We start from the raw sequence: 20,530 nt of genomic DNA, 5'->3' as shown, positions 1-20,530 counted from the left end.
CGAAATGAATACAGAAATGGAACTGATCAATCAAATTGAGGCCTATTTGAGGGGAGAGATGCCGGCAGAGGAGCGCAGGGCTTTTGAGCAGTTACGTACGGAAGATCCGGTATTAAATGCGCAGGTAGTGGCTCACCTTGCTCTTATGAAAGAACTCGCTGATTACGGAAAGAATCTTGCTTTAAAACGTCAGATGAACCGTATTCATCAATCGATGAATATTGAAGCTATCAGAAGTTCTGTTATAAAGGAACCTGCTATGGTGGTAGTGATGTGGAAGAAATATCGCGCAAGCATTGGTATAGCGGCTTCTGTGGCGATATTAGCTGTGTTTACAACGTTATTTTCGGTTGGTGTATTCAACGAGAAGAAAGCGGACTATAACGCGCTTCGCCGTGTAATAGAGATGGATAAACGCATTGACAACATAACGAAATCTCAAAATGCGTTGCTTCGTGATATGAAACCCCATGCGCCAACCATCCCGGCTAAATACGGCGGAACAGGTTTTGCACTGACTACCAACGGATATGTCCTTACCAATTATCATGTAATAAGCGGCGCTGATTCGGTTTATGTGCAGAATACGGATGGCGAAGCATTCAAAGCGAAAACCGTTTATTCTGATAAGGAAAGTGACGTGGCAATTCTTAAAATTGTCGATTCTAATTTTAAAAATTATAATTCCCTTCCTTATACCTTTAAAAAGACTTCCGATCTCGGAGAAGATGTTTATACCATCGGGTTCTCAAAGGATGAACCGGTTATAGGAAGCGGAATATTGAGTTCACGCAATGGATATTCCGGAGATACAACTGCTTACCAGGTTTCTATGCCCGTTAATAACGGTAATAGCGGCGGTCCGCTGATTGATCCAAGAGGAAATATTATAGGAATTGTTAAAGGTAAACAAGACCAGATCGAGGGTGCTGCTTTTGCGGTAAAAACTGATTTCATTCTTAAAGCAATCAACGATATTCCTGAAGATTCCCTGACTTCCAAGTTGGTGATAAATAAAAAGAATGCTTTGGCAGGCCTCAACCGGCCATCTCAGATCAAAAAGATCAGGGATTACATATTTATGGTTAAGGTTTATTAATCTTTACAAGATTACATACAAGAGAAAAGCTCGTTCAGATTTGAACGAGCTTTTTTTAGCGGTCAACTTCGCCTAAAACGATATCGATCGAACCAAGGATCGCAATAAGATCAGCGATTAATACGCCCCTCGAGATTTCTGATATAACAGATAAGTTATTGAAACTCGGCCCTCGGGCTTTTACACGTTTAGGAATTTCCGTGCGGCCATCGGTAATAAAATAGAAACCTAGTTCGCCTTTTGGATTTTCTGCTCGTATATAGAAGTCCTGTGCCTTAGGAATTATTTTCTTCGGAAGTTTCGCTCTTGGGTCGAAGTCAGGGGTGCGTTTAAGTTCTTTTTGCAGCCTTTCAAGACATTGCTCGATAATACGGAGCGATTCAACCACCTCATCAACGCGCACTTTGTAACGGTCCCAGCAATCGCCAACTGCACCCATTTCCCCTTTTCCAACAGGAATCTCAAATTCCAGTTCCGGATAAGCGGAATATTCATCAACACGCCGCAAATCCCACTTTAGTCCTGAACCGCGAAGCATCGGGCCCGAGCAGCCATAATTGATGGCAACATCAAGGGGCAATACGCCAACATTTGCTGTACGCTCAATGAAAATCTGGTTGTTGGTTAGCAGCTCATTCAGCTCCTTTAATTTAGGCTTAAAATAGTCGACGAATTCTTTACAACGCTCTTCAAAACCTATGGGCAGATCGTAAAATAAACCGCCCACCCAAATGTAATTGTAAAGCATTCTTGCACCAGACGCCCACTCAAGTAGTCCCATGATATGTTCCCTGTCGCGGAAGCACCATAAAAAAGGTGTGAAGGCGCCAATGTCAATTCCGTAAGTTCCGATTGCGATTAGGTGTGATGCTATCCTGTTGAGTTCGCAGACAAGTACCCTGATATATTCAACGCGTTTTGGAATATCTTTTTCAATGCCCATCATTCGCTCAACGCCCATGACCCAGGCGTGGCTGTTGTTCATCGAAGCGAGGTAATCCATCCTGTCGGTAAAAGGAATGGTTTGCTGATAGGTCAGATGTTCGGCGTGATTTTCAAAACACCGGTGCAGATAGCCTATATGAGGAATGACTTCTTTGACCACTTCTCCGTCGGTAATGAGCTCCAAGCGCAAAACTCCATGAGTGGAAGGATGTTGCGGACCCATGTTCAGGATCATTTCCTGCGGCTCGGTATTGGCTATTAATTCTTCGTATCTGGTTGCGTATGGCATGGTTTAAAAGTCAATTTTTATTCCATTGTATTCGGCCGCAGTTTTATAATCTTTTCTCAATGGATAACCTTCCCAGTCGTCGGGCAGCAAAATTCTCCTTAAGTCAGGATTTCCATCAAAAAATACCCCAAGCAGATCATAAGCTTCGCGTTCATGCCATTCTGCCGTTTTCCACACAGATGAAACACTTTGACAAATAGGTAATGAGCCAGATGTTCTGTCAAATTCCTGGACAACCTTAAGTGTTAGTTGTGTTTTATAAGGAATTGAAGCGAGATGGTAAACGACGCTCATTTTATTCTCCTCCAAACCATGATCAACGGCAGATAAGCAGGACAAAAAATCAAAATAAGTCTGATCGTTGGTTCTCAGTTCTAAACAAACTGCAGTTATCCGATCTTTCCTGATGATCAGCGCCGGCTGCAGCCCGGTCGTTTCTTCCGCTTCGATCACTTCTGGACCGAAACGCTTAACCAGCAGATCTTTTATTTCGTCAAAAGTCATTTTATGGAGCCAGACGGACGATTTTCCAATTATTTTTATCTGCCTTGCGATAAACTATCCGATCGTGTAGGCGGCTTTTTCGTCCCTGCCAAAATTCAATTAACTGGGGTTTTACCAGGTAACCACCCCAGTAGGATGGTTTCGGAACTTCGGTATCCTGATATTTTGTCTCAAATTCTTCCCAGGCTTTTTCCAAAACAGAACGGTCTTTAATCTCCTGGCTTTGAGGAGACGCCAACGCACCAATCTGGCTGCCCTTTGGCCTTGATTGGAAATATTGTTCGGATGCTAGTTTATCGAGTTTTTCTACGGTGCCTTCAATTCGGATCTGCCTTTCGAGTTCGGGCCAGAAAAATACCAGAGATACAACTGGATTTTTAGAAATTTCTTTACCCTTGCGGCTGAGATAGTTACTAAAAAAGACAAATCCTTTTTCGCTGAATCCTTTTAACAATACAATTCTGGCAGATGGTTTTCCATCATGAGTTGCCGTGGCAAGTGTCATGGCATTCGGTTCGTAAACATTGCTGTTCAGAACTTCGCTAAACCATTTGTCAAATTGTTCTATAGGGTTCCTGAGAACATCACTTTTGTTTAACGTTGCGGATATGTAATCCTGGCGCAAGTTTTCGAGGTCTTTTTTATCCGTAATCATATATTGTTGCAAACTTACTAATTGAAATACTTATTTTTATCATATAACGGAGTGGCCACAACATCCGCTCGTCAAAAAAAGATGCCTATGATCAGCAATAATCAACCAAAAACGGGTGGTCTTCTTATTTCTGAGCCGTTTATGATTGACCCCAATTTCAAACGTTCGGTTGTACTGCTCACGGAGCATGGCGAGGAAGGAACTGTTGGCTATGTGTTGAACCAGAAAAGTAATCTGCTTTTAAAAGATGTCTTAAACGAGTGCCCCGATGCTGTATTTCCAGTTTATTACGGCGGGCCGGTTGCATCTGATACGCTTCATTATATTCACAAGCGCAATGACTTAATTCACAGTGGTATTGAAATTAAAAAAGATATTTTTTGGGGCGGCAATTTTGAGACGATTAAAATACTGATCAACAGCAATCAGCTTGCCGATGACGAAATACGTTTTTTTATGGGTTATTCAGGCTGGGGCCATGATCAGTTAAAGAACGAGATTCGTGAAAACTCCTGGATTACAGGCGACAAATTTAATTCAGATATTGTTTTCGTAGCTAATGAAGAAGACTTATGGAAAGAAGTTATCATTAGTCTCGGGCCTAAATATGCCCATATAGTTAACTTTCCCGAAAATCCAATGTGGAATTAAATATCGCCCATCTCTCGTGCGCTTTCTTCTACTTTTTGCTTTAATGTCTCTTTGTAGGAAATCAGTTTTTGTGATACAGCCGGATCTGCGATAGCAATAATCTGTGCAGCCAGCAGCCCTGCATTTGTGGCTGCATTTAATGCAACTGTTGCAACCGGTATTCCATTTGGCATTTGAAGAATTGATAGAATTGAATCCCAGCCATCAATTGAATTTGAGGATTTTACCGGAACGCCGATAACAGGAAGATGCGTAATCGAAGCCACCATGCCCGGCAAATGAGCGGCACCGCCCGCGCCGGCGATGATAACATTTAATCCACGTTCATGAGCGGTTTTCGCATAATTAAACATACGTTCAGGGGTACGGTGAGCCGAAACGACCGTGATTTCAAAATCGACGCCAAGCTCTTTCAGTATATCAGCGGCATCTTGCATAACAGGTAAATCCGATTTGCTGCCCATGATAATGCCTACTTTATGTTTATTGCCCATGTTTATAAGGTTCGTTTTGTGTCTGTATAAAATTTATGCCCGGCGTTAATATCTAAACTTTAACTTTTACCGTTTCCTGCACTTTTCGAGCTTTTTCAATCGCAAGCTGGCGATCATTGTCAATGATAGTTACATGCCCCATTTTCCGGAACGGTTTGGTGAATTTTTTTCCGTAAAGATGAACATAAACGCCGTCCATTTTCAATATGTCGTTTAAGCCTTCGTAATCTGCCAGTCCTTCAAATCCTTTTTCGCCCAGCAGGTTGATCATCACCGCATTGCTGATGCAGCGCGTATCGCCTAACGGAAGATCAAATATTGCGCGCAAATGCTGTTCAAACTGTGACACGTAATTTCCCTCAATACTTTGGTGACCACTATTATGCGGACGGGGAGCCAATTCGTTGATCAAGATCTTGCCGTCCTTCGTAAGGAACATTTCTACTGCGAGTAAGCCAACTATTTTTAGCTGATCAGCAATCTTTGCTGCGAGGTTTTCAGCTTCAAGCTGGATGTCTGCAGGAAGGGTAGAAGGTGAAATTAAAAACTCTACAAGGTTTGCTTCCGGGTTGAACTCCATTTCAACTACAGGAAATGATTTCAACTCGCCGCTGTCATTACGGGCTACGATAACTGCAATCTCTTTTTCAAAATCAATCCATTCTTCAACAATACTGGGCTTATCGAAGGCGGTAGAATAGTCAGCTTCCGAGACGACCTTATGCACACCTTTGCCGTCGTAACCGTCTCGCCTAAGCTTTTGAATGTAGGGAAATTTTAGCGCGGATTTTTTTAATGTCGCCCTGTTTTCGATAAGCTGAAACGGTGCGGTAGGGATATCATTTTGTTTAAAAAACTCTTTTTGAAGTCCTTTGTCCTGTATTAAGCGGATAACACGGGGTTGCGGATATATCAAAATACCTTCCTGCTCGAGCTTCTCGAGCGCATCAACATTTACCTTCTCAATCTCGATAGTGATAAGGTCTTGCTTTTTGCCGAAGTTATATACTGTTTCAAAATCCGTAAGAGATCCTTGCGTAAAATCATCGCACAGATTTTTACATGGAGCATCGGCGTCAGGATCGAGTACGCGAATACTTACGTTGTAATTAATAGCCTGTTGTATAAGCATGCGGCCAAGTTGTCCGCCTCCCAAAATTCCAACGCGTAAATCTCCGTAAAATGCTTTCATTAAATCTTTTTATAAATCGAATAGCTTATGATTGTGTTTACTGTCAGGCATTTGTGATGCTTTCAGTTTCAATTTTTTTCTGCAGTTCAAGAATCGCCCCGATAAGTGATTCAGGTCGTGGCGGGCAGCCCTGAACATAAACATCAACCGGAATTACTCTATCGACGCCCTTCACTACATGATAACCATGTTCCCAATAAGGGCCGCCGCAGTTGGAGCATGAGCCCATAGAAATAACATATCTCGGCTCCGGCATTTGTTCATAAAGGCGTTTGATACGTTCAGCCATTTTAAAAGTCACTGTTCCGGCAATAATAATAACATCCGATTGGCGGGGCGAAGGCCGCGGAAAAACACCAAACCGGTCGAGATCATAATTCGATGCCATAGATCCCATCATCTCTATGGCGCAGCATGCGATACCAAAGCTCATCGGCCAAAGGGATGACAGTCTTGCCCAATTAAGCAGATCATCCAGTTTGGTAACCATTACGCCGCCGTTTTCCGAAATTTTATTTAAACTCATGGGGTAGCCTTTCTGAAGGTAGGTTTAAACGAAGGTTTGGTCACCGTTGCAGCGATCACAGGTTCTGAATCTTTTGGCTTCTCAAGCGAAAATTCCCGTATTTGATATATTTCCTGGTTGATATGTTCATATAGCAATCCGGGTACGGGGTTGTCAACTTTCGGTACAATTGGCTTTGAGCGAATCCATTCCAGGTCGCCTTTCTTCCAGACGTACACGAGGCCGATAATTAAAATCCCAATGAAAATGAACATTTCTGAGAGGCTGAACCAGCCCCAGCGGCTATCGGCCGCTATCAGCGAACTTTGTGCGTAAATAGTTGTCCAAGGAAAAATGAAGGCCATTTCCACATCAAAGAGCAAAAAGACAATCGCAATCACATAAAATTTGGGATTAAATTGTACCCAAGAGGTGCCACTGGTTTCTTCGCCGCACTCGTACGTGCTGAGTTTTATCGGGTTAGGTCTTCTTGGAGCGAGAAATCTCACAACCAGGAAAGCTGCCAGCACAAAGAGTACTCCCATGATCAAAAAGATCAAAACTTTTCCGAATTCAGTTAACTGTGAAACTTCGTTCATTGCTGCAAAATTAACAATATTTGCCAAATGGATGAATTGGATGCTGTAATTATTGGGGGTGGTGCCTGCGGGTTGATGTGCGCGGTACAGGCTGGTTTTCTGGGAAAGCAAACCTTAGTTCTCGAGAAAAATTCAAAGCCAGGCGCCAAAATCCTGATTTCGGGCGGGGGGAGATGCAACTATACTAATCTCTATTCATCATCGGCCAATTTCATTTCGAAAAATGATCATTTTTGTAAGTCAGCTTTTTCTCAATGGACCGTTCAGGATACCATATCATTTTTTGAAACCTACGGGATTGAAGGGCAGGAAAAGACCTTGGGGCAGCTTTTTCCGGTAACAAACAATGCAAAAGACATCGTTAAAGTGTTTACTGAGTTAAGCAGGGAACTTGGCCAGGAAATCAGGTGTAATGCAGATGTCACATCCATCGAAAAAATATCAACAGGTTTCCGGGTCAGATATTTGTTAAACGGTTCGGAAGCAACGATTGATGCCGCGAAAGTTGTGATAGCGACAGGCGGCTTACCTGTGCAAAAAATGGGAGCTACTGATTTTGCATTGCGAGCCGCCAGGCAATTTGGTATGGAGATTGAACAAACTGCGCCGGCTCTTGTGCCTTTAACAATAACCGGCAAGGACAGCGAATGGTTCGCCGAACTTTCGGGTAATACTGTGTTTTGCAGGGTTTGGAATGATCGTATAAGTTTCGAGGAAAATATTCTTTTCACTCATTGGGGACTAAGTGGACCGGCAATTTTACAGATCTCATCCTACTGGAAACCGGGCGAGCAAATTTTTATTAATTTGTATCCAAAGGAGGATATAAGCGAACAGATCTCTCAGGACCGTATCTCCAACGGAAAAAAAACTTTGTTAAATTTTCTTGCCGGAATATTCACCAGGAAATTTGCAGAAGCTCTTGGCAAATTTCTCCCGGTTGATAAAAATCTCGCATCTTTAACTAAAGAAGATATAAACAAAATTACCCAGCTGATCCATAATTTTAAAGTGAAGCCTGCAGGCGACAAAGGCTATGATAAAGCAGAAGTTATGCGTGGAGGAGTGGCTACCGGCAATCTTTCGTCAAAAACATTGGAGGCAAAAACAGTTCCGGGATTGTTTTTTGGCGGCGAGGCAGTTGACGTAACCGGATGGCTAGGAGGTTATAACTTCCAGTGGGCCTGGGCGAGCGGTTTTGTTATCGCACAAAACTTGTAATGAATAATATTGTTGTAGAAAACTTAAGAATAATCTGATGAAAATAATAAGAATTTTGTTGCCCGTTTTGTTAGCTGCCGCATCGTGCAAATCGATGAAATCAACTTCTGAAGAACCACAGCTTGAAGGAACGCATTGGAAACTCGTGGCGTTAAATGAAAAATCTATCGACCTTGGTGAGAATGCTTTTGTGGAGTTTAAAGATAAAAAGGCCAGTGGCAAAGCCGGATGTAATAGTTTTACTTCAGAATATGAGTCGGCGGGAAAAAGCCTTAGTCTCTCCAAAATTGCTTCAACAAAAATGTTTTGCAACGATATGATGGACAAGGAGAATCAAATTATTACTAACCTGGAAAGCGTAAAACGATACGAAATCCGTTACGGCTTGCTCTATTTGTACGGTTCGAATAAACTTTTAATGACCTATAAAAAGTAGGTCCGCGGCATCCTATTCTGTCGCATTTATCCCTTAAAAAGTCGTTTTATCCCGCCGATAATTGTAGCGTAACTGGTTAACTTGCAGTATAAACTTAATACTGTAAGAAATGAAAAGTCCAATTTATCCGTCTTTGTGGTTTGATGGCAACGCTAAAGAGGCCGCCGAATTTTATTGTTCCGTTTTTAAAGGCGGAAAAGTAACATTTGAGTCACCTATGGTCGTTTTTTGGGAGGTTAACGGAACCAAGTTTATGGGTTTGAACGGCGGCCCGAACTTTAAGTTCAATGAAGCGGTGTCCTTTGTAGTTGAATCTGAAACCCAGGAGGAAATCGATTTTTTATGGGAAAGTCTTACCGCGAATGGCGGTCAGGAGAGTATGTGCGGTTGGCTCAAAGACAAATTCGGACTTTCGTGGCAGATTGTTCCGACAGTTATTGGCGAGTTGATGTCTGATCCGGAACGAGCTCCACGGGTGATGGCAGCTATTATGGATATGAAAAAACTCGACATGCAGAAACTGATAGACGCATAGTCATTGGAATTGCTCCCGGAAGTTGAACCGGGAACAATTTTATTTTTAATCACCATCTAAAACCTGGTGCGTATACGTTTCGATATTTCCGGAAGGTAGTGTGGCGGTTTCTGCATGTCCCATTTGCCACCAGAATCTTCCACGGGATTTTTCGGTATTTCCTATCTCATTCATCGTTTCAGAATCATACAAGCGTCCGTTTACCATGACGAATTTGATTTTTTCGCTGTTGCGGATGTCTTCTAAAGGATTGGCATTTAAGATAATAAGATCAGCAAGCTTGCCGGTTTCCAATGATCCGATTTCTTTGCCCATACCAAGATAATTCGCGCCATTTATCGTCGCACAACGTATAGCCTCTAATGGTGACATGCCACCCTGTGCAAGCATCCATAATTCCCAATGTGAGCCGAGCCCCTGGAGCTGTCCATGGCCGCCCAGGTTAACTTTAGTGCCGCCGTCAGCAATTTGCTTTACCGCTTTCGACACTTCTATATGTCCGTAATCCGCAAACTCAGACGTTGTTCGTCTTCTGGAGCGGGCATCAATAATTTGCCTCGGCGTGTAACTCAGGAGATGCTCATTTTCCCAAACGTTAGTACGATCATACCAAAAGTTTTCGCCCGACTGTGCACCATAAGAAACTATTAAGGTTGGTGTGTAACCTACTTTAGTTCCGTTCCAGAGCGTTTTAACATCTTTATAAACGGGCAAAACAGGGATGTTATGTTCGATACCAGTATGCCCGTCCAGGATCATACTCATGTTAGTGAAAAACGTTGAACCTCCCTCAGGAACGACTTCCATGCTTAACTCCCTTGCCGCCTGAATGATCTGCTGGCGTTGCTCTCGTCTCGGTTGATTGTAAGATTTTACTGAGAACGCACCTAGAGCTTTCATTCTGCGAACATGTGAACGGGCATCATCAAGGCTGTTAACCACAGCTTTAAAATCTCCGTCAGCGCCGTATAAAATTGTTCCGGTTGAATAAACACGAGGACCAATCATGCGGCCCGCTTTAAGCATTTCAGACTGGCTGAAAACCATTTCAGAATTGCTTGAAGGATCATGAGCGGTTGTTACTCCATAAGATAAATTTGCATAATAGCTCCAATCCTGTTTGGGTGAGATGCCGTCGGGACTGGTGCGAAGATGTGAATGGACATCGACTATTCCCGGCATAATGGTTTTATCGGTTGCATCGATCACCTTTGCATCTGCAGGAACGGTAACTGAAGCCGCAGACCCGACAGCGATTATTTTATTTTTTTCCACTATCACTGTGCCGTTTTCGATTACTTCGTCGCCTTTCATAGTGATTATACGTGCATTGGTAAAGGCAATTTTACCAACCGGTACATCGTTTTTCAGGCGCAGTCCGATTTCAACTCCAATACTGTCTGCCGCGGGGAGTTTAGATGGTGCTCCCTCCACGAAACTGAACGAATTTCGTATATCCCTGGAAAAATATTGCGAACCAAGAGTCCACATTAATCGCTGACTGTCTTTGCTCCATTGTAAAAAGCTGCCGGCATCACGGCTAACCTTTGTTAATGGAAGGGATTTATTTGCTGACGAAAGGTCAAGGGAAGCGCCGGTAGCGGCGAATGGTGTGATATATACATTGAAAAGCTCATCAAAAGCCATCCATTTGCCATCGGGACTCGGTAAAAATTGAGTAGCATAGGTGGATGTGTACAGCGTTTTTTTGTCGGAACCATTTAGATTTACCGACTTGAAAGCTTTCTTTCCATCAGCGGACGATTGAAAATAAATACGCTGATCGTCTGCACTAAACAACGGTTCAATACCTTCATCGGAGATTTTTTCTCCGACACCGCCGTTGGCTGGCATAACGTAAATTCCCGGATTTTTCCCGAAAGCAAACCCTAAAACCTCGTTGCCAACACCTTTGCGATACACAATTTTATCACCTTTATTTGAGTAGGATGGCGAATAGTAAAATCCTTTTTCACGGGTAAGATGAATGACGCGTCCTCCCTTTGCATCGACTTTATTGATCGAAGCTTTGGTTTCATCATTCCAGCTTACAAAAACTATAGTTCGTCCGTCGGGACTGAAGCTTGGTTCAAATTCGAAGTCAGTGCCGTTTGTTAAGCGTTCAGGCTTACCGTTAGGCAAATCTTTTGTATAAATAAAACCTGCAGCGTTAAAGGCAACACGTTTTCCATCAGGCGAGGTCACCAGCTGCCTGATCATTTTTACATCGAACTCATCTTTGAAAACTGTCTGTTCGAAATGTAATGACTCAGTAACCGTTTGGTTAACACTTGCAGTAAACGGAATAACCGTTGTCTCCTGGCTGCCGATGTCAATTTTTCGAATCTTTCCCTTGGCATAAAACACGATATTTTTACTATCGGGCGTCCAGGCGAAATTTGGGTAAACGCCGAAGATTGCCCATGCTTCCTGTTGGTCGTGAGACAGATCGTCATAAATCGGCCATTCTTCGCCTGTGTCGAGATCCTGAAGGTAAAGAGCCGATTTCGTCCTGACCCGTTTTACAAACGCGAGATATTTACCGTCCGGGGAAGGCTGCGGCCTGACAGCGCCGCCCTGGCCGCCGGCGATAGTTTCAATATCTCCGGTTTCGCGGTTCAGACGCCGGATATTATAGATTTCTCCGTTTGGATCCTTGTTGTACTGGAAAAAAGGTCCGGGACTTACGTCTTCGCTGAAATAAACATATTTGCCCCGCGGTGAAATGGCCGGCTCGCCAGCATCCTGCTGATCGTTTTTTCGTTTTGTAAGTTGGATTCCTTCACCTCCGCCTGCGATATGATACATCCACATTTCTCCGGCACCCAGTGATCTTCTCGCAGTAAAATGTTTACGCGCGATGATGTATTGATTATCTGGAGTCCAGACAGCGTTGTTCAGTAATCTGAAAGTTTCTTTGGTAATCGAATGTTTGTTAGACCCGTCAGAGTTCATTATCCAAATATTATCACCGCCCTCTTTATCGCTTGTATAAGAAATGAATTTACCGTTAGGGCTAAACCTTGGTTGTACCTCAAATGCCATTCCACCGGCTAAGACAGTCGCCTGCCCACCCTCGATCGGCATTTTATAAATGTCTCCCAACATATCGAAAACGATCTCCTTGCCGTCGGGACTAATGTCAACGTTCATCCAGGTTCCTTCATCGGTAGTGAAATTTATATTTTTTTTAGGACCTGAGGGTTTCTCAATATTCCATTTTGGCGCCTGTTGCTGGCTAAATAAGCTGAATGCAGAAACGGTAAAGGCTAGGAGCAAAGCTGCTTTTTTCATAACGAAGGAACTCTTTAGCCACAAATATAGGAATGCCGGTTTAATAGTAATAGTAGTTACATATTACGCAAACAATGATTCGTAATCGCTATTTTTGACATTAACGAACAATTTTTAGCTGATTGCTCTTATGATTTCCATCTACCAGATTTTACAGCAATATTGGGGTTACAGCCAGTTCAGGTCCCTGCAGGAGGAAGTTATAACATCGGTTTTAGAAGGCAACGACGCGCTCGCTTTAATGCCGACCGGCGGCGGAAAATCAATTTGCTTCCAGGTTCCGGCTTTAGCCAAACCGGGAATTTGTATCGTGGTATCTCCGCTCATCGCCTTAATGAAAGACCAGGTCGAAAACCTGAAAGCTCGTGGTATTAAGGCGATTGCCATTGTTTCGGGCATGGGTAAACGGGAGGTTGATATTTTACTGGATAACTGCATCTACGGCGATATTAAATTTTTGTACTTGTCACCAGAAAGGCTTTTATCGGAACTGGTGCAGGAACGTATCAGGCAGATGAACGTAAATTTGATCGCTGTTGACGAGGCACATTGTATTTCGCAATGGGGTTACGATTTCCGGCCGCCATATCTTCATCTTGCCGATTTACGAGCCTTACATCCCACCGTGCCGGTTTTGGCTCTTACAGCAACAGCTACAAGCCGTGTGGTGGAGGATATCCAGGAAAAACTGTCTTTTAAACGTCCGAATGTTTTCCGCAAAAGCTTTATCCGTAGTAACCTGAGTTACGTGGTTGTCAACGAAGACGATAAACTTCGGAAACTGTTCGCCGTAGCAAATAAGGTGAAAGGGTCGGGAATTGTCTATGTGCGCAATAGGAGGGAAACCCAGGAAATCTCTCGTCTACTTAATCAGCAACGTATTTCAAGTGATTTTTATCATGCCGGCCTCGACAGCCAGACACGCAGTAATAAGCAGCAGGCATGGAAGGAAAATCGAATCAGGGTTATCGTTGCAACCAATTCATTCGGGATGGGTATTGACAAGCCGGATGTGCGGTTTGTCGTACATCTCGATTTGCCAGATAGTCTCGAGGCGTATTATCAGGAAGCAGGCCGGGCCGGGAGGGACGATACTAAAGCCTTTGCCGTATTGCTTTTTAACAAGGCTGATATTTCGCAGTTAAAAAGAAAGTTTGAACTCAGTTTTCCATCCATTGACGAAATAAAACAGGTTTACCATCAACTCGGCAACTATTACCAGCTCGCACATGGAGCGGGGCTGGATCTTACGCTGGATTTTGACATTGCAGACTTTTGCACAAAGTATAAACTTGATGCAATCAAAACCATCAGCACTTTAAAGTTCCTAGAAAAGGACGAATACATTTCTCTCACCGAAAGTGTCTTTCTTCCGTCACGGGTAAAAATTAATATTACATCCGAGGAATTGTATCGCTTCCAGATAGAACATGCTTCCTTCGATCCTTTCATAAAAACACTGCTCAGATCATACGGAGGTTTGTTTGAGTACTTCACTGCAATAAATGAATCGGATATTGCCAAACGTACCGGGTTAACTGCTTCGCAGGCCATTGGTTTTTTAAAGCAACTGGAAATTATGGGATTGCTGTCCTATCAGCAACAAACGGATAAGCCGCAGCTCCAGTTCCTTCGCGAACGTGTGAGTTCATCGCAGCTTCATATAAACAAGAAATATATTAGCGAACGCAAAGAAATAACGAAGAGCCAGATTGATGCAGCTGTGAACTATGCTGAAACTCAACATTGCCGCAGTCAGCAATTGTTAGCATACTTCGATGAACACGATTCGCCGAAATGCGGTATTTGTGATGTTTGCCTTCATGAGTCGCGGGAAGACAAACAGGAGAATATTGAACAATCCATTGAAAATGAGCTTTTGAAGCTTCTTGCGTTAAATCACCTGAGCATTGATGAGTTAGTGCTTTCGCTACAATCAGGCGTTGAAAAACAACGTATTGACGTTATCAGGAACCTGCTGGATGCCGGCCGTATAAAAAGCGACGGCGAAAAGTTTTATATTTAGTGTAACCATTCCGGCTGTCCGGTTGTCAAATTGCAAAATCAGTTTTATGAAATCAAAGCTTCTCTTATTCTTTTTCGCTTCCATCGTAATTTTGAATGCTGGCTGTAATAACGTCGGTTGTATAACCGGCTCTGGTAAACAGGTTAGTCAAACGAGAGAAATCGGCGATTTCAGAATGCTGAAGGCCAGCGGTTCAATGAAAGTTTTTATCAGGCAGGATTCTGCCCAGTCCGTAAAAATCACCGCCGACGATAATATTATTGATCATATCGAATCCCGCGTTAAAGGAAATACGCTGGAAATAGGGATGGAACGCGGTATGTATTGTACGGAAGGAGATATCACGGTTTATATCTCTTCGAAATATTTCAACGGGCTCGATGCTTCAGGCGCAAATGAAATTGTAACCGAGGGGAAATTTAATACAGAAAATTTTGACCTTGATTTAAGCGGATCAAATAAAGTTAAGCTCGATTTAAATGCTGCGGATGTCAGAACACAAGCCAGTGGATCTTCAGAGATCGTATTAAGCGGCCAGGCCCGCAGTCACACGCTGTCAATGAGCGGCTCGGGTGAAGTAAACGCGTTGAACTTTACTGTCGGCGAATATAAAATTGAAAGCTCGGGAGCCAGTAAGTGCAGTATAAACGTATTGAAAAGCCTTAAAGTAAATTCGAGCGGAAGCAGTGAGATTGTTTATCGTGGCAGCCCGTCTGTTGTTAACAATGACAACTCGGGTGCTTCCAGCATTAAGCGGGTAGATTAACTTTAAGCAAGTATTTTCGCATTATAAAACCACGTTTACTACGTGGTTTTTGTTTCTCTTTTTTCGTTACAGATAACGTTCCATTACCTGAATGTTTCCAGTATTGGTTACGTTGTCAGCTAATCGAATTTCCAGTCACTTTGATTTTAATTAACCAGTTAACAAAAATTAAAAATGAAGTGTTATGGCAAAACGAATCAAGCTGACGGCAAATGTTGCTGTAAGCGAAATTACAACTCATCTGCAGTATCGGAGCAATGCATTTAAACTCCTCGCAGCTAATCCCAATTTTTTCGGCACCAACCCCGAAAGTAATCTCCAGCCGGAGTTTGTAATTCAGAATAATAAATATTTTGAGGAACTGGGCTGCATCGGTTATCACCCAACAACTTCTGAACTCACTGCAAATATTCAAATTAAGCAATCATCCGGCTATGGCGGCAATCTTTGCAGCCGCGGATCGCATGAATTTGTTCGTTTTTTTCTCGACTATGGAGACGGTATTTGGCTTGATATGGGCGTAACCGCCGTAAATGTCCATGATATCGAAGACGCTTATGATTGCGAAAAGGCGCTTGAAAAACCATTGTCTTACGTTGTCCGTCTCAAAATAGACCCGAAGCATTTAATTTGCTCAAAACCGAATCTGCCGAAAATCCGTGCGGTGCTTTCCTGGAATATTACACCACCGCCGGGCAATATTAATCCACCAACAATCTGGGGTGATACAAAAGAAGCGTTCATTCAAATCAGTCCGTTACGGATCTTATTTCCAACATTTCCGTTAGATGAAATCGGCCCATTGCTGGCCAGCGCGATTCTGAATCCCTCGATCAGTCTTTCTGATATCGCCGCGACAACCTTTAAAGGGATCGAAAAATTAGATCTTGCAAAACAGGCGATCGCGCAGCCTAAGGCCGAACTTTCTGAATTAACAGCTGCTTATGCAAACGCCCAGGTTGAGCCTGAAAGGATTGCGACTAAAATTTTGAATGAAACCATTATTTCCAAAAATCCGGCGATTCTGTCTGTCAATAAGGATATCCTGATTAAAGCGGGGATAGATTTAACGGCTGCTTTGAAAAACTTCGCTTCACTGAATGGAAATACCAGTTACGAGCAGTTATATTGCGTTGGCGCCGATTATCACCAGGAAGCATTGGTAGCTAATATCCAGGTAAAAAAACCTTATGGCTACAGCGGCAGCCTTTGTAAAGCTGGGAGTAAGGAGTACGTCGGCTTTTGGATCCAATCGCCTCAAACGGATTGCAGATGGCAGTTTGTCGGAACGTCATTTGTGAACTCTTATGACATTGAACTTCCTGAAGGCGGACTTTCGTATTCAGTTATCCTGCCGGCTGACTTTTCGAAATTTCGTACAGCATGTTCCTCACCGACTATTTTAAAGGTGCGTGCGGTGCTGTCATGGAACGTGCCGCCATCAGATTCAAATCCCAATGAGGTACCATATTGGGGAAATATTATAGATTCCTATATCCAGGTTTCGCCAGGTAAGCAGTGGGATGGAAAGAATCCTGTGATGATTACCCTTGGTGGGGTATCGGTTGATAACATCGATGACATTTCCGGATTAACACTTGCCGGTGCAGTATTAGAGTTTAACCAGGCGCCGGTTTATAACGCGAGCCCATTTGCGGGAATTATCGTTTTACAGGGACTATCACACCCGCTTGCCGGATTAAAATATCGTGTTAAAATCCGTAACCTGGCCGATGGTTCGCAATATTACTATAATGCCGGATTGCATCTTTTAGGTTTTGATCCGGTTACCAGCACCATCATCCATCCGGTTATTTATCCCGATGCAGATAACTACTATGTTTATCAAAGCTATCTGAATAACATCGACAGCATACTGGCAAGGTTCAGTCCCGGAACGAATGATCTGTTGGAGATTACCATAGAGCATGAAGACGGAGCCAGTGTTTCTAAACGCATCCAGATGGATAACCAGCTACCGCAGATTTCGCTGACCGTTGATCGCCCCGGTTGCGGTGGCTATGCAAAAGGCGAACATATCACAGGTAGTTTTTCTGTGTATGATGCTTACCTGCTTAATTATTCACTGGGCAGCAGCTGGCCTGCCGCTGTGGTTCCAAATAATTATTCCGGCACTACTAATGTCGCTTCCAGCTTCGACTTTGATACATCCGGAACTGACAACCCTTGCGGAAGTATCGGTCTGAGTGCTACCGAGAAAACAATTCACGACAGTGCCTGGGCGGGTTATACCGTTTATGCATCTGAAGTGGTTTGTTTGAAGTGATTTAGTTTTTAATTGAGCGCTTTCGAAGTTTTGTTCAGCCAGGCGGTTTTAACATAGCAATTCACATTGCCTGAATAAATTTAACTTCGAAGCGCTTTTTTGTGTTCGTTCATTACATTAACAATTTGACTGAACAGCCAGTTAAAATTTAGCTGTTGATTGTCAATTTTACACTTCCTGTAAATTTTTCAGTATTGTTGTTTATTTTGGCCTGATAACCAAATAAACTTATGAATCTGAAATATTCTTCCGGGCTGCTCAGCTCATTTGTGGTGATAGCTACTTTTTCAATATATCAAACAGCTGAAGCCAAAGTTAAACTGCCATCCGTTTTTAGCGATAACATGGTGTTTCAGCAGAAAACACAAGCCGCGATTTGGGGTAAGGACGATCCTGGTAAAACAATTACAATCATCCCATCATGGGATAAAAAGAAATATACGGTCAAAACCGATGCTTCCGGAAATTTTAAGCAGAAGATCCAGACACCATCGTACGGTGGTCCTTACACAATTTCAATCAACGATGGTGAAGACTTGACTTTAAAAAATGTCCTGATCGGAGAGGTTTGGGTTTGTTCAGGCCAGTCGAATATGGAAATGCCGCTGGCAGGCTGGGGAAAGGTAAATAACTATGAAGATGAAATTGCTAAAGCGAATTATCCAAACATTCGTTTGCTGCAGGCAATCCGGAAAACAAGCAACTTCCCTTTAGACGACGTCGAGGTGAGAAACACCGGTTGGGATGAATGTTCGCCCGCCAGCGTAGCCGACTTCTCATCAGTAGCGTATTTTTTTGCACGCGAACTTTATAAGGAAACAAAAATCCCGATCGGGTTAATTCATACCTCCTGGGGCGGTACAATCGCCGAAGCCTGGACAAGCGCCGCAACGCTGAAAACCATGCCAGACTTCAAGGATGCTGTGGTGAAAATTGAAAGCTCATCGAAAGACCAGGCCGAACTTAAGCGGAAATACCAGGCTGATCTAGCAAAATGGCAAGCGGACATGGTTGGAAAGGATGCCGGTTACCGTGAAGGAAAGGCTATTTGGTTGGATAATCAAAGCTCAAATGATTGGAAGACAATGGCCGTTCCCGGATTATGGGAAGAAAAGGCCTTGCCGAGCTTTGATGGTGTTGTTTGGATGAAAAAGAAGATATCTATCCCTCAGTCTTGGGTCGGGAAGGAGATTCAGCTTTCGCTGGGCACAATCGACGATGACGATATTACCTGGATTAATGATACTAAAGTTGGACAAACTGTTGGTGTATCCGTTCCAAGGAAATATACCATTGCTGCAAACACATTAAAAGCCGGAGACAATACGATCACTGTCCGTGTTTTTGACAGCGGCGGCGGCGGCGGTTTTTTCGGCGACGAAAAAAGTTTGGCCCTTATCAATCCTGACGGCGAGAGGATTTCCTTAGCGGGACAATGGCAATATCATGTCGGAGTAGATGTAAAAGATGTTGGTGCGGCGCCGACCGTGGTTGATGGTCCGAACCGACCTACCGTACTGTACAACGCGATGATCCATCCTTTCCTAAACTTTGCCATCAAGGGGGCGATTTGGTACCAGGGCGAAAGTAACGCGGGCCGCGCTTATCAGTACCGGGAGCTGTTTCCTGCGATGATCAAGGACTGGCGGAAAAACTGGAACGAACCAGATTTTCCTTTTTACTTCGTACAGCTGGCCAATTATCAGAAAAGAGGCGAGCAACCCGGAGAATCGGACTGGGCCGAATTAAGAGAGGCTCAATCAAAAACATTGGCACTGCCAAATACCGGTATGGCATCGGCTATTGATATTGGCGACGCCGGCGACATTCACCCGAAAAATAAACAGGAAGTAGGCCGAAGGCTGGCACTGATCGCCCTTGCAAAAAACTATGGCAAGAAGATCACTTATTCCGGCCCGGTTTATACCACTCACCAGGTTGCCGGTAATACGATCAAGTTATCATTCACTCATACCGACAGCGGTTTGAAATCGACCACGGGTTCGTCATTAAAAGGATTTGAAATTGCCGGCGACGATCATAAATTCGTTTGGGCCGATGCCAAGATCGTAGGCAACCAGGTTATAGTAAGCAGCCCGCAGGTTAGCAAGCCAACGGCGGTTCGTTATGGCTGGGCAAACAACCCGGAAGTAAGTTTAACAAACGCATCCGGCCTGCCGGCGTCGCCTTTTAGAACTGATGATTGGAAAGGCATTACTTATAGCGCGAAATAGCGTCTCAAAAGGGGCTCTTATCGTCGTAGCAGGGTCTCTCTAAGAGGACCCTTGAATAGGCGCAGGGTTCTCTTCGAGAGACGCTGCTTTTACGGAAGTCCTTTAATGATCAACGACCGATTTATTATGTCTTAGAAATTTATTATGTCTTAGAAGGGTCTCTCGCAGAGGACCCTTCGTTCTTAAATTCGACCGCTGCAACTTCTAAATTCTCTAATCAATATCCATAGGGGTCTCTTAAAATGATCCTTTAATGATCCCATTGTCGACCGATTTATGGAACAACTACAACGCCTCTCTAAAATCTTTAATCTGTAAATGTTCGTGCGGAATCCCAAGCTCGTAAAACGCTGCGCTGCTATGCGGATAATTCACAAAATCAGTGCATAAATTCCATTTACCTGATACGGGATTATGGTGTATATAATCCAATTTTTGCTGATAAAAGCTATCGGAGAAAATAGGTTTTGCATCAAAAGAGGCTTCAAAGACTTTGTGTAATTGTCCTTTCGAAATGTCATTAACTGATCTCGAATTTCTTAGTTTGGAAAGGATTTCTGTTGAATTAATTGCTTTCAGTCGTTTTATGATTTCATAAGCCATGAAACGTTTTCCGTTTGAAATGATTTTATTGAGATTGGATTCTTCATGAGATAAAAGCTCAATAATCAGGTGTACATGATTAGGCATGATTACAAAGCCTAATGTTTCCGCGATATCTTTTTCTTTCAGGAAGTTAAGCCATTTGTACGCGAGCGAATAGGAATCACTGATATGAAACAGGGGGATCCAATTATA

18 protein-coding genes are annotated in these 20,530 nt (G+C 43.3%); 9 read left to right on the top strand and 9 right to left on the bottom strand.

The window, feature by feature from the left end; translation table 11 throughout:
• Window positions 1–4 precede the first annotated feature (4 nt).
• On the top strand, window positions 5–1,099 hold the full coding sequence (locus tag GS399_RS09445; protein WP_160844380.1) for a S1 family peptidase: 1,095 nt from the start codon (window positions 5–7) through the stop codon (window positions 1,097–1,099).
• A gap of 55 nt (window positions 1,100–1,154) precedes the next feature.
• Here GS399_RS09445 and GS399_RS09440 read toward each other — a convergent pair whose 3' ends face one another.
• The 3 genes from GS399_RS09440 to pdxH are packed head-to-tail and all read right to left on the bottom strand — an operon-like array spanning window position 1,155 to window position 3,492.
• Window positions 1,155–2,333 carry an NADH-quinone oxidoreductase subunit D gene (locus GS399_RS09440; protein ID WP_160844379.1) on the bottom strand — a complete coding sequence of 393 codons (1,179 nt, stop codon included), beginning with the start codon at window positions 2,331–2,333 and terminating at the stop codon, window positions 1,155–1,157.
• 3 nt (window positions 2,334–2,336) lie between these two features.
• Window positions 2,337–2,837, bottom strand: coding sequence for an NADH-quinone oxidoreductase subunit C (locus GS399_RS09435; RefSeq protein ID WP_160844378.1), 501 nt, complete (start codon window positions 2,835–2,837; stop codon window positions 2,337–2,339).
• Window position 2,838: 1 nt separating this feature from the next.
• A complete protein-coding gene (gene pdxH, locus GS399_RS09430; protein WP_160844377.1) occupies window positions 2,839–3,492 on the bottom strand; it encodes a pyridoxamine 5'-phosphate oxidase in 654 nt (217 codons plus the stop codon).
• A gap of 87 nt (window positions 3,493–3,579) precedes the next feature.
• Here pdxH and GS399_RS09425 point away from each other — a divergent pair, with 87 nt between their 5' ends.
• A complete protein-coding gene (locus GS399_RS09425; RefSeq protein ID WP_160844376.1) occupies window positions 3,580–4,143 on the top strand; it encodes a YqgE/AlgH family protein in 564 nt (187 codons plus the stop codon).
• On the opposite strand, the gene purE is transcribed toward GS399_RS09425, so the two are convergent.
• The 4 genes from purE to GS399_RS09405 are packed head-to-tail and all read right to left on the bottom strand — an operon-like array spanning window position 4,140 to window position 6,933.
• Window positions 4,140–4,637: a 5-(carboxyamino)imidazole ribonucleotide mutase gene (gene purE / locus GS399_RS09420; protein WP_160844375.1), complete on the bottom strand. Its 498-nt coding sequence runs from the start codon at window positions 4,635–4,637 to the stop codon at window positions 4,140–4,142. The two genes, GS399_RS09425 and purE, sit on opposite strands and share 4 nt — an antisense overlap.
• Window positions 4,638–4,689: 52 nt before the next feature.
• The gene (locus tag GS399_RS09415) at window positions 4,690–5,829 is read right to left on the bottom strand and encodes a 5-(carboxyamino)imidazole ribonucleotide synthase (protein ID WP_160844374.1); all 1,140 of its coding nucleotides are present in this window, start codon (window positions 5,827–5,829) and stop codon (window positions 4,690–4,692) included.
• A 43-nt stretch (window positions 5,830–5,872) separates the two neighbouring features.
• Window positions 5,873–6,355: an NADH-quinone oxidoreductase subunit B gene (locus tag GS399_RS09410; protein ID WP_160844373.1), complete on the bottom strand. Its 483-nt coding sequence runs from the start codon at window positions 6,353–6,355 to the stop codon at window positions 5,873–5,875.
• Window positions 6,352–6,933, bottom strand: coding sequence for an NADH-quinone oxidoreductase subunit A (locus tag GS399_RS09405; protein ID WP_160844372.1), 582 nt, complete (start codon window positions 6,931–6,933; stop codon window positions 6,352–6,354). Before GS399_RS09405 ends, GS399_RS09410 begins: the two co-directional genes overlap by 4 nt.
• 27 nt (window positions 6,934–6,960) lie before the next feature.
• Here GS399_RS09405 and GS399_RS09400 point away from each other — a divergent pair, with 27 nt between their 5' ends.
• From GS399_RS09400 to GS399_RS09390, 3 genes are all read left to right on the top strand, one after another.
• A complete protein-coding gene (locus GS399_RS09400; RefSeq protein ID WP_160844371.1) occupies window positions 6,961–8,154 on the top strand; it encodes a BaiN/RdsA family NAD(P)/FAD-dependent oxidoreductase in 1,194 nt (397 codons plus the stop codon).
• Window positions 8,155–8,248: 94 nt separating this feature from the next.
• Window positions 8,249–8,590 (top strand): META domain-containing protein, encoded by a 342-nt coding sequence (locus GS399_RS09395; protein WP_237487920.1) that lies wholly within the window; start codon window positions 8,249–8,251, stop codon window positions 8,588–8,590.
• A gap of 109 nt (window positions 8,591–8,699) precedes the next feature.
• Window positions 8,700–9,125 (top strand): VOC family protein, encoded by a 426-nt coding sequence (locus GS399_RS09390; protein WP_160844369.1) that lies wholly within the window; start codon window positions 8,700–8,702, stop codon window positions 9,123–9,125.
• 45 nt (window positions 9,126–9,170) lie between these two features.
• On the opposite strand, the gene GS399_RS09385 is transcribed toward GS399_RS09390, so the two are convergent.
• Window positions 9,171–12,419 carry an amidohydrolase family protein gene (locus GS399_RS09385; RefSeq protein WP_160844368.1) on the bottom strand — a complete coding sequence of 1,083 codons (3,249 nt, stop codon included), beginning with the start codon at window positions 12,417–12,419 and terminating at the stop codon, window positions 9,171–9,173.
• A 130-nt stretch (window positions 12,420–12,549) separates the two neighbouring features.
• On the opposite strand from GS399_RS09385, the gene GS399_RS09380 reads away from it, so the two are divergent.
• The 4 genes from GS399_RS09380 to GS399_RS09365 all read left to right on the top strand — a co-directional run bounded on the left by GS399_RS09380 (window position 12,550) and on the right by GS399_RS09365 (window position 19,732).
• Window positions 12,550–14,445, top strand: a complete 1,896-nt coding sequence (locus GS399_RS09380; protein ID WP_202409420.1) for a RecQ family ATP-dependent DNA helicase — start codon at window positions 12,550–12,552, stop codon at window positions 14,443–14,445.
• A gap of 46 nt (window positions 14,446–14,491) precedes the next feature.
• Window positions 14,492–15,211 (top strand): head GIN domain-containing protein, encoded by a 720-nt coding sequence (locus tag GS399_RS09375; protein ID WP_160844367.1) that lies wholly within the window; start codon window positions 14,492–14,494, stop codon window positions 15,209–15,211.
• A 184-nt stretch (window positions 15,212–15,395) separates the two neighbouring features.
• A complete protein-coding gene (locus tag GS399_RS09370; protein ID WP_160844366.1) occupies window positions 15,396–17,498 on the top strand; it encodes a hypothetical protein in 2,103 nt (700 codons plus the stop codon).
• Between the two features lie 230 nt (window positions 17,499–17,728).
• Window positions 17,729–19,732: a sialate O-acetylesterase gene (locus GS399_RS09365; protein ID WP_160844365.1), complete on the top strand. Its 2,004-nt coding sequence runs from the start codon at window positions 17,729–17,731 to the stop codon at window positions 19,730–19,732.
• Between the two features lie 285 nt (window positions 19,733–20,017).
• On the opposite strand, the gene GS399_RS09360 is transcribed toward GS399_RS09365, so the two are convergent.
• Window positions 20,018–20,530, bottom strand: a 513-nt coding sequence (locus GS399_RS09360; RefSeq protein ID WP_160844364.1) for a transposase, incomplete at its 5' end; no start/stop codon positions are given.

Origin of the sequence: Hufsiella arboris (genome assembly GCF_009834875.1) — a bacterium.
Lineage (GTDB): Bacteria > Bacteroidota > Bacteroidia > Sphingobacteriales > Sphingobacteriaceae > Hufsiella_A > Hufsiella_A arboris.
Note: the sequence above shows the minus strand (reverse complement) of the source record. Positions and strands in the feature narration are given on the sequence as shown.

Excerpts from the sequence above, each read along its gene's own strand:
- GS399_RS09445 (WP_160844380.1), top strand. The coding sequence starts at position 5 with ATGAATACAGAAATGGAACTGATCAATCAAATTGAGGCCTATTTGAGG.
- GS399_RS09440 (WP_160844379.1), bottom strand. The coding sequence starts at position 2,333 with ATGCCATACGCAACCAGATACGAAGAATTAATAGCCAATACCGAGCCG.
- GS399_RS09435 (WP_160844378.1), bottom strand. The coding sequence starts at position 2,837 with ATGACTTTTGACGAAATAAAAGATCTGCTGGTTAAGCGTTTCGGTCCA.
- pdxH (WP_160844377.1), bottom strand. The coding sequence starts at position 3,492 with ATGATTACGGATAAAAAAGACCTCGAAAACTTGCGCCAGGATTACATA.
- GS399_RS09425 (WP_160844376.1), top strand. The coding sequence starts at position 3,580 with ATGATCAGCAATAATCAACCAAAAACGGGTGGTCTTCTTATTTCTGAG.
- purE (WP_160844375.1), bottom strand. The coding sequence starts at position 4,637 with ATGGGCAATAAACATAAAGTAGGCATTATCATGGGCAGCAAATCGGAT.
- GS399_RS09415 (WP_160844374.1), bottom strand. The coding sequence starts at position 5,829 with ATGAAAGCATTTTACGGAGATTTACGCGTTGGAATTTTGGGAGGCGGA.
- GS399_RS09410 (WP_160844373.1), bottom strand. The coding sequence starts at position 6,355 with ATGAGTTTAAATAAAATTTCGGAAAACGGCGGCGTAATGGTTACCAAA.
- GS399_RS09405 (WP_160844372.1), bottom strand. The coding sequence starts at position 6,933 with ATGAACGAAGTTTCACAGTTAACTGAATTCGGAAAAGTTTTGATCTTT.
- GS399_RS09400 (WP_160844371.1), top strand. The coding sequence starts at position 6,961 with ATGGATGAATTGGATGCTGTAATTATTGGGGGTGGTGCCTGCGGGTTG.
- GS399_RS09395 (WP_237487920.1), top strand. The coding sequence starts at position 8,249 with ATGAAATCAACTTCTGAAGAACCACAGCTTGAAGGAACGCATTGGAAA.
- GS399_RS09390 (WP_160844369.1), top strand. The coding sequence starts at position 8,700 with ATGAAAAGTCCAATTTATCCGTCTTTGTGGTTTGATGGCAACGCTAAA.
- GS399_RS09385 (WP_160844368.1), bottom strand. The coding sequence starts at position 12,419 with ATGAAAAAAGCAGCTTTGCTCCTAGCCTTTACCGTTTCTGCATTCAGC.
- GS399_RS09380 (WP_202409420.1), top strand. The coding sequence starts at position 12,550 with ATGATTTCCATCTACCAGATTTTACAGCAATATTGGGGTTACAGCCAG.
- GS399_RS09375 (WP_160844367.1), top strand. The coding sequence starts at position 14,492 with ATGAAATCAAAGCTTCTCTTATTCTTTTTCGCTTCCATCGTAATTTTG.
- GS399_RS09370 (WP_160844366.1), top strand. The coding sequence starts at position 15,396 with ATGGCAAAACGAATCAAGCTGACGGCAAATGTTGCTGTAAGCGAAATT.
- GS399_RS09365 (WP_160844365.1), top strand. The coding sequence starts at position 17,729 with ATGAATCTGAAATATTCTTCCGGGCTGCTCAGCTCATTTGTGGTGATA.